The organism is Serratia sp. H1w (assembly GCF_000633355.1).
GTDB lineage: Bacteria > Pseudomonadota > Gammaproteobacteria > Enterobacterales > Enterobacteriaceae > Chania.
The window spans coordinates 1-8,521 of sequence record NZ_AYMQ01000122.1 but is presented as its reverse complement, the minus strand read 5'-3'; the positions used below and the strand labels follow the sequence as shown (position 1 = coordinate 8,521).

The following is an 8,521-nucleotide window of genomic DNA, read 5'->3' as shown; positions in this document are numbered from 1 at the left end:
CGGTCTGTACAGGGAGAGGGTTAGGGTGAGGGGCGTGGGATCAATGCTCGCGAGTTTTGCGGAACACCACTTCAGGGTAGCGTTCCTGCGTCAGATTGAGGTTAACCATGGTTGGTGCGATATACGACAGGTTGTTGCCGCCGTCCAACGCCAGGTTCAGCTCGTTCTTACGCTTGAACTCTTCGAATTTCTTCACGTCGTCACACTCGACCCAACGTGCGGTGGAGACGTTGACCGACTCATACAGCGCTTCCACGTTGTATTCGCTTTTCAGGCGGGCAACCACCACGTCGAACTGCAGCACACCCACCGCCCCTACGATCAGGTCGTTGTTGGCAATTGGGCGGAACACCTGCACTGCACCCTCTTCCGAAAGCTGGACCAGCCCTTTCAGCAACTGTTTCTGCTTCAACGGATCGCGCAGGCGGATGCGGCGGAACAGCTCTGGCGCAAAGTTTGGAATACCGGTGAACTTCATATCCTCACCCTGGGTGAAGGTATCGCCGATCTGAATGGTGCCGTGGTTGTGCAAGCCGATGATGTCGCCTGGATAGGCTTCTTCAACGTGCGAGCGGTCACCGGCCATAAAGGTCAGTGCATCAGAGATCACCACATCTTTGCCGGTACGCACCTGGCGCAGCTTCATACCTTTCTCATAGCGGCCAGACACCACGCGCATAAACGCCACGCGGTCACGGTGTTTAGGATCCATGTTGGCCTGGATCTTGAAGACGAAGCCGGTAAATTTCTCTTCTGCGGCAACCACTTCGCGGGTATCGGTTTTACGCGGCATTGGCGCAGGCGCCCAAGCCACCAGCCCATCAAGCATATGGTCAACGCCGAAGTTACCCAACGCGGTACCGAAGAACACCGGAGTCAGTTCGCCTGCCAGGAAGGCTTCCTGCTCAAACTCATGGGAAGCCCCTTGCACCAGTTCCAGCTCATCACGCAGCTGGGCAGCCAGATCTTCACCTACGGCAGCATCCAGATCCGGGTTGTTCAACCCTTTAACGATGCGCACTTCCTGAATGGTGTGACCTTTACCGGTCTGGTACAGATAGGTTTCATCTTTATAGAGATGGTAAACCCCTTTGAACAGCTTGCCGCAGCCGATTGGCCAGGTGATTGGCGAGCAGGCGATTTTCAGTTCGCGCTCAACTTCATCCATCACTTCCATCGGATCGCGGATATCGCGGTCAAGTTTGTTCATAAAGGTCAGGATCGGCGTATCGCGCAGACGGGTAACTTCCATCAGCTTGCGGGTACGATCCTCAACGCCTTTAGCGGCGTCGATCACCATCAGACAGCAGTCCACCGCCGTCAGGGTACGGTAGGTATCTTCGGAGAAGTCTTCGTGCCCCGGGGTGTCCAGCAGGTTTACCAGACACTCGCGATACGGGAACTGCATCACTGAGGTGGTGATCGAGATACCACGCTGCTTTTCCATCTCCATCCAGTCGGATTTGGCGTGCTGGTTAGAGCCACGGCCTTTTACCGTACCGGCGGTCTGGATAGCGTGTCCGAATAACAGCACCTTCTCGGTGATGGTAGTTTTACCCGCATCGGGGTGCGAGATAATAGCAAATGTGCGCCTAGAGGCCACCTGCTGGGCGAAACTGAGGTCTTTCATTATGTCGTTTCTCAGATATGTACAACAGCGTGTACAAATTAAATTTTTGCTTAGGCGGTGATTCTACATGCGTACAGAAATTGACGCACCATGATCTGCTCAAACCTGCCGATCACCAAATTCGCATAGCTACCACCCGGCCCGCTACACTCAGTAGGAAAATTCGGCCAGGAGCAACACATGCGCAAGGTAACTATCATGGGGAATGCAATCTTTTTCATGAACGAAAACGAGGCGTACCCAGAACCCGATCGCGACGCTGGCGATTCATTCTGCGTGTGGCACGATGAGGATGACCAATATTGGCTGGATGTCCATTATCAAAGAGAGTGGCGTCGGGCGTTCCTTGAGCCCTTCGCCACCTTTGAGGATGTGTTCGCAGCCGTACAGAACTACCGCTACGAGGAGCTGCCGAAGAATTAATCAGCTGGCATTTCAGGGGCGAAGCGCCAAGCGCAGTAAAATTCTTCATCCCCTTCCACTTGTACAAGATCACCATCAGCAGATATCAAACCGATGGTATAGGGCTGCCCTTCAACTAAACTAGGGCAGCTTACATTGGTGATACAGACAACCGTATTTCCAATTTCCATAATTTCACCTTAGCAACTAACCAATTTAACCGAGTGAATGGTCAATGATTCCCCAATTTTAAGGGCGTCCGCATTTAGCCTTATCCTTAAGTAAAATGACGAGCCTCCCACGCGCCAAAGTGTCCCTGATGTACACAACATGTGTGAACTACTACCAGGGATGGTTGTTGTCCCGTTCAAAGAATAATCTGCAATTAATCCTGTCGTGGCGTTTGCGCTGGTTCCAGTAACGATACTGTTATTAGTGATGAGCTTTTTAATATAAACATCACTAACCCCTGCACTTGATACGACAAGTTGAAATCCAACCTGCTTTGAACCCACTATTGGAATTAATACATCAACACCTTTTGATCCTCCACTTCCCACGGTGGATGTATAAAGTCGGCTGTTGTCACTTTGAATTGTCTCCGTCAGTCCAGTGCCAGACACAATGAAAGTGGTTGTTGACATCCCGTCTGCATCTATCGAAGAGGCTGGCATTTCTAACGCCATTACTTTAGCAGCATCGTTCGTGAAGGTAACGTTATCTGTAATTAAGGGAAGGTTCGACAGCTTAGCATATTTCGGGTTAACGCCATCTGACACAACGACTGAGTCACGGATTGTAACCTGATCTCTTGTGGTTTGATTAAACATTACATATGGTTGCTCGTTTACCCTGACAGCAAAATACCCCCCTGTAATTAACAATTGTGCATTGGGTGTATTTAACTCTGCTAATGGCAAAGTCCGCTTTTGCCATTCCTGATGTGAGTTAATCTCTACAAACCCACGGGTGATAATCCCGATCCCAGAACAGTAGTCCAGGGAGCCGCCTTGCCAGTAAATTTTTCCATTTGGGTTATCTATTTCAAATGCATACCCAGCATTTTGCCAAATGCAACCAAAAAATGAGAATCGTTCGTAGGTGTCGTCCTGATTTGTTAAATAGAGCAATCTATTGCAACTATTCCAACCACACCCATTCCAGTTCCACCCCCAGCCACCCACGCCATTGATGAATATTTTATTGAAACCCGAAAACTGGCAGAAGTTGACGTTATGCAATGCGGACGCATTATCATTTGAACTGCCGGATTTATTCTCTGCAAAGAACAAATCAATCGTTCTTGAAAAGTTACCATCAGCATTAAACGAAGTGAAGTATATACCCTGAAAAATAGGGGTGATTTTGTTTTTATATGATGCCAATCCTTCCGTAGATGCCTGTGTGATCCAGATGGCCACATTGTTTTTGTATATTCCCGTTGGGTCAACTGCAATTTCAGCAGGGCCAGAGAATGAAACTTTAGAGGCATCGAAGTAGATTGTTTTAGTGATCCTCACGCGGCCAATGACTTTTACTACAGACTTTACGCCGTAGTCCGCGGACATGACTGCAGCATCAATCGTTGCTTGTAGACTATCACTGTCGTCAGTTACCCCATCACCGTAGCAGCCAAACATTCTAGTGTTGGCAACATCATCAATGATGCGCTTTAAACGCTTTCCTGATTTATTGACAACAACTGTTCCACCGTTAGCGGGTGATGTCGTGTCTGTGGCGTCGTAATAAAAATAACCTGGTGCGTGCGTTCCTAGCAGGGAGTCACTCCACGACGCGGAAAAAGACATAACATCAATTTTATCGCCGTGCCGCTGTGGTTCCTGATAATAAAGCTGGTCAATGTCAGCACAGCGACCAATCACCGCGGCACCCGCTGGACTACTGATTTCACTGCGCAACGTTAAATCACTAACATCAACCCAAGCGTCATCCCCGAAACCCCCAGTCGTTTCTGGAGTTGACCCAGGAGGAACAACTTTAGGATATCCACCGCGCCAAGAATAAAATGCACTATTGTTGCCAATCCAGCGTAACGCCGAGCTTATAAGCTCCAACGTCGCCCCTGCCTCAAAGGAATCTATCGGGGAAAAACCCGACTCTTTTATAGCTTTATCGATAGCTTCTCGTGAATCTTCATAAGCCGTTTCTGACGCTGCCTGCGATTGTGCCGCATATGCAGCAGCCTCCTCTTTACTCATTGCGGCTATATCGGCTGCAGTAGCCGCAGTTCGGCTAAATTTCCAAGCAGCATCCGCAGACACTGCTGCACTGTCGGCATTTTGGCTTGTTGAAGCGACGTTTGCCGCCTCTTGAACATTTCGCGGGGCAAGCTCTGTATCAACTTCAACAACATTATTTACTGGCAAGCCTTCAGATGACATGATCTGACCTCATTTTTCAGTTTGCTCTGGTGCCGTAAATTTTTTACCGTCATACAAAAATCCCGGACCTACATACACATCGTCACCGACTGAAATAGCTTTCATATCTCCAAGCTGTATCTGAGCTTCCCCGTCCCACTCGATAACATTCACCACGACATTATTCGCTATTAGGCAATATTTCATTACGCATACTCCCACACAATAACAACGCCTTTGCCGCCAACACCGCCTGCGATTGCGCTGGTCAGCTCCCCAGTAAATGCTCCTGTGCCACCAGCCCCGTAGTTGTATGCCGCTGCAGGGGAGGCGCCGACGACATTTCTTGCGGTTGGACCACCAAAGAACGAATTTCCCCCCAGCCCTGAAACGACTATTACTGTCGATACGGCAAAACCAGCTTCGCCAGGGGAGCCGCCTACGGATACAATATTCGCCCCCGTTGCCGGTGAGCCAGATGCAGCAGCGCCCCCCAAACCGATAGGAGGAGCCACAGGGCCGCGAGCCCCACCACCCGCGCCGCCCGGGCAAATGAGTAAGCTCCCAAATGACGTAGATCCGCCTGCTCCGCCAGTAGCTCCCAAGGCAGCACTACCCGCAGCACCTATCAGTACAGGGACACCAGAAAAGCCAGTTCTGAAAATACTCTTGCCGTATGTTCCGGATGTACCTCCGTTACCGTAGGAGATCTGCCCCGTAGAAGTTGCAGGGCAACCACCGCCACCACCACCAGCCCCTATCGCTTCTACAATCACAAATTTTGTTCCTGCGACGGGGATGTATACGCCGGAAGTTGTGATCACTTGCACGTTTAGAAGTCGCCCAGGGGTTTGAGCAATCATTGCCGCCTGTAACCCCGCCTGTAGAGCGGGAACATTTCCATCATCCAAAACATCCTGGCCGGTCTTGTCAGCAATAAATTGCCCGACGGCGGCAGCCATAACGGTGCCCTGCCGCCATGCTTTGTTGAGTTCCTCAGATTTGGCCACACCAGAGGAAAAGCCTCCGCTCCTGGCAGGAAGTGCCTGGTAATCTGCATTGGTCAATACGTTGGCGTTCGCCGCCGTGCCAAACGGCAAAAACTCATTCTTAGGCATTTGATGCTCCCAATGGTGCGCCCCACGCGCCGGTATCAAGCCCCGATATAAATTCGTTCTGAATGTCGAAGCCGAAGATCGGACCGGAGGCAGTTGTGATGGTGTAATTTTTAATGCGGACGGTTGAGGGCTTGATGTCCAGGTAGCCCATCTCAATGACGACTTTCATAACCGGCGTAATACTGTTACCCGTGATATAGACCGACATCGTCATATCGAAGTTATCAACAGCGAAAATTTTGGTTTCCCCGTTCGGGAAAATTTTCTGGTAGATGTCACTGAGAGTTTCCGTTGTGCCGTCCCAGTGGTTCGCGGAAATTTTGGCGCGGATTATGGTGCGGTATGTGTCATCATCCAGCACGGTGAAGCCGCCAGCGTCGTACCGGCCACGCCAGAGCCCCGCCCCAAATCCCAGTTCGTCATCATCAAAGGAAAAGTAAACGCCAGTGATAGGCGTCGCTATCTGGCGGCCAATGCCCACCCAGAGCCCAACGGCATCGAGCTGTACGCCAATGGCAGCATCCAGATCAAAGTCGGTTACCTGTTGGGTTAAAGCGTTCTGGATATTTACAAAAGGCTGGGTGATAAGGGATATGTGGTCGTAAAACTTCGGTTTGTGCTTGTTATAAGACGGGATCAGGCGTTGATACTTTGTCTCGGTCATGATGTCACCACCAGCACCACGTTATCCGCGTCGCAGGCTGCCGCCTCGTTAAACCCCACGATGATATTAGCCGGGGCCAGCGAACCTGCTGAGCGACCAATCTGCAGATCGATAATGTCGTAATTCGCGCTGTCTGCGCTGCCGTTTAAGTTGGCCGGCAGAAAAAGGCGCGTGATGAAAACCGGGTCACCGATGCGGATAGCGTTGATGTAAGCCGCAATAGCAACCCGGATTTCTTCGCCGATCGCCGAGGTATATCCCTGCAACGCTTTGATCTGGATCTCGACAAAAATATTGACGGTCGTCGGGCGGAAAAAGCTAATCGGGTGAACGATGCCGTATTTGTCCGCAATTGGGATCGTCGTCGTTCCGTAGGTTCCACCGCCCGGCGTTTTCTTCGTCGCGATGGTTTGGGCGATGGCTGTTGCGTCGCCGCCATCGACTACGATCGAAATAGAATGCCGTGGCAGCCCATTAGCATCCGTTACATCGGTGTCGTTCTCATATGGCCTGTAGCGCTCCACGCCGGGCAGCGTGGCCACGGCGCCCATGATGCCATCCAACACAGTGCTAGACGGCAGAGAGACGGACTGTGTTTGCCGCTGGCGCAATTCCGCATCGGTTTCCACTGGTCGCCCTGGTGTGGCGGCTGCCGGGTTCGTGACAGTCTGCCAGCCCTGCGTTGGTGTCGCGATTACCGTGATGGTGCCTGCGGGTGCCACCGTGGCACCATCAACCTGGCAAGTGGCAGTAACAGTCACATGGCCATTGGTGCCGATTGTCACCACCGCTGGCAGTGACCACGATATGCCGTTACCGTCCCGCACAACGCCGTTTGTAATTTGCCTGCCAACCTGGCCAACAATCAGCACGTCTGCCGTTGACCGGCTGGCGGCGTTGACCGATATCCCGTTAATCTTGACGTTAGACGCCAGCGCGCCATGCTGGGCAGTTGCCGGGCTGAATGAGTTATAGACGGCGATCGATGTGTTGTTCGCGTCGTGAATGGCCAGCGCGTAGATAGCCAGCATCTGGCCGTCTTTGCTGTCTGGCTCCAGGTAAACATCATCACCGTAAATCTGCTGAAAAAAACCGGTCAACGTATTAAGGATTGTCTGGTAATCAGGCGCGGTGATGCCGCTCGCGGTCACAGTGGCCGCAAGCCCAAGCGTGTCGAGATTTAGCATTATGCCTCGCTGGTTACAGTCGTTTCGCCGTACAGCGTGTTGATACGAGCGTTAAACACAACTCTACGTGTGTCGCTGTCATATTCGGTGGTGAACTCAAGGATTTCGGTAACACCCTGGGTACCGAGGATGCGTTCGCGTACAGCCATGTTATAGGCCGAGGATTTGTGTTTACCGAGGATAGATTCTTTGTAAGGGGTGCCCTCGGTCACATCGAGGAACCATTCACCGGTCCACAGTTCAAACCGGGTTTTTACTGCCTGGGCGACTGCCTCCGGGGTGTTCGTCAGAAACGTATTGTCACCCTGGCCAAACGTATAATCGCCGCTGTCGTCCTCTTTCCGGTACCTCATTGCGGGCCTCCCGTGCTGCCGCTGCCAGTTTCTACGCCGCCGTGCGTGTGGCTCATCAGGCTCTTGCTGCCAGCGGTTACATCGTTGGTTACGTTCACCGGCCCCAACATCGTCGCCGTTCCGCCGTCTTCACCCATGCCCTGTGACAGATTGCCGTTGATCGTCACGTTGCCGTTGAGCACGATTTCAGGGGAGTTAATCTCGGTACCGCCCATGGCGCTGGCCGTCAGTTTTCCGGGGGTTGTTACGGTCACCGCGTGGCTGCCAGGATCCAGTTCGATAAATGCCGCCCCATCGTCGGTACGCAGCTGCGCGGCGCTGGTACTGAGGCCGCTGATTTTCTGCGCCTGCGATTGCGGTCCAAGTATGGCGAAGCCGTCGGCCAAGTGGTGCTGCCGTTCTGATACCGGCTCTTGTACCCCGCCACTCTGCCACCAGAAATCGATGCAGCGGTCCGCAAACACAACGAGGCACTCGTCACCCGCCTTAACCGGGAAGGTGAGCGTAACGCCCCCGCCACGCGGGAAAATGACGGGTACATCCACCAGCAGCGGCAGATCGAGAGGTACCCGCGTGCCGTTGCTGTCCGTTTCTTCTCCTTTCACGCCAGGCAGAACGACGCACGTCACGGCATCGGGATCAAAGGACTGGATCACGCCGGGGATGGCAACACGTATTTTTGAGGAAATGGATTCGGCTAATGCTTGATCGGCCTGCTGCTTACCGCCGATCTGAGATTGGAGTGATACGGGCATGAATTTTCCCCATAAAAAATCTATGGTCACC

General features: G+C 52.3%; 10 protein-coding genes. 1 reads left to right on the top strand and 9 read right to left on the bottom strand.

The features are described from left to right. Positions 1-40 precede the first annotated feature (40 nt). Positions 41-1,630 (bottom strand): peptide chain release factor 3, encoded by a 1,590-nt coding sequence (gene prfC, locus U869_RS0125675; RefSeq protein ID WP_025123753.1) that lies wholly within the window; start codon positions 1,628-1,630, stop codon positions 41-43. A 180-nt stretch (positions 1,631-1,810) separates the two neighbouring features. On the opposite strand from prfC, the gene U869_RS0125670 reads away from it, so the two are divergent. Beyond that, a complete protein-coding gene (locus U869_RS0125670) occupies positions 1,811-2,053 on the top strand; it encodes a hypothetical protein (protein WP_025123752.1) in 243 nt (80 codons plus the stop codon). Here the strand turns inward: U869_RS0125670 and U869_RS32310 are convergent. Genes U869_RS32310 through U869_RS0125630 form a run of 8 tightly spaced genes read right to left on the bottom strand, consistent with a single transcriptional unit; the run spans position 2,050 to position 8,490 of the window. Then, positions 2,050-2,223, bottom strand: a complete 174-nt coding sequence (locus tag U869_RS32310) for a hypothetical protein (RefSeq protein WP_157834769.1) — start codon at positions 2,221-2,223, stop codon at positions 2,050-2,052. The two genes, U869_RS0125670 and U869_RS32310, sit on opposite strands and share 4 nt — an antisense overlap. A 9-nt stretch (positions 2,224-2,232) precedes the next feature. Beyond that, positions 2,233-4,434: a hypothetical protein gene (locus U869_RS0125660; protein ID WP_029988512.1), complete on the bottom strand. Its 2,202-nt coding sequence runs from the start codon at positions 4,432-4,434 to the stop codon at positions 2,233-2,235. A gap of 9 nt (positions 4,435-4,443) precedes the next feature. Continuing rightward, entirely contained in the window at positions 4,444-4,620 is a 177-nt protein-coding gene (locus U869_RS32305; protein ID WP_157834768.1) for a hypothetical protein, read from the bottom strand. Then, a complete protein-coding gene (locus tag U869_RS0125650) occupies positions 4,620-5,531 on the bottom strand; it encodes a hypothetical protein (RefSeq protein ID WP_025123751.1) in 912 nt (303 codons plus the stop codon). The genes U869_RS32305 and U869_RS0125650 overlap by 1 nt, the downstream gene beginning before the upstream one ends. Further along, positions 5,524-6,195 carry a DUF2612 domain-containing protein gene (locus U869_RS0125645; protein ID WP_025123750.1) on the bottom strand — a complete coding sequence of 224 codons (672 nt, stop codon included), beginning with the start codon at positions 6,193-6,195 and terminating at the stop codon, positions 5,524-5,526. Before U869_RS0125645 ends, U869_RS0125650 begins: the two co-directional genes overlap by 8 nt. Continuing rightward, complete coding sequence (locus U869_RS0125640; RefSeq protein ID WP_029988508.1) at positions 6,192-7,382, bottom strand: baseplate J/gp47 family protein; 1,191 nt, start codon at positions 7,380-7,382, stop codon at positions 6,192-6,194. The genes U869_RS0125645 and U869_RS0125640 overlap by 4 nt, the downstream gene beginning before the upstream one ends. Further along, positions 7,382-7,735, bottom strand: a complete 354-nt coding sequence (locus U869_RS0125635; RefSeq protein WP_025123748.1) for a hypothetical protein — start codon at positions 7,733-7,735, stop codon at positions 7,382-7,384. The genes U869_RS0125640 and U869_RS0125635 overlap by 1 nt, the downstream gene beginning before the upstream one ends. Next, entirely contained in the window at positions 7,732-8,490 is a 759-nt protein-coding gene (locus U869_RS0125630) for a Gp138 family membrane-puncturing spike protein (protein ID WP_025123747.1), read from the bottom strand. Before U869_RS0125630 ends, U869_RS0125635 begins: the two co-directional genes overlap by 4 nt. Positions 8,491-8,521: the final 31 nt, after the last annotated feature.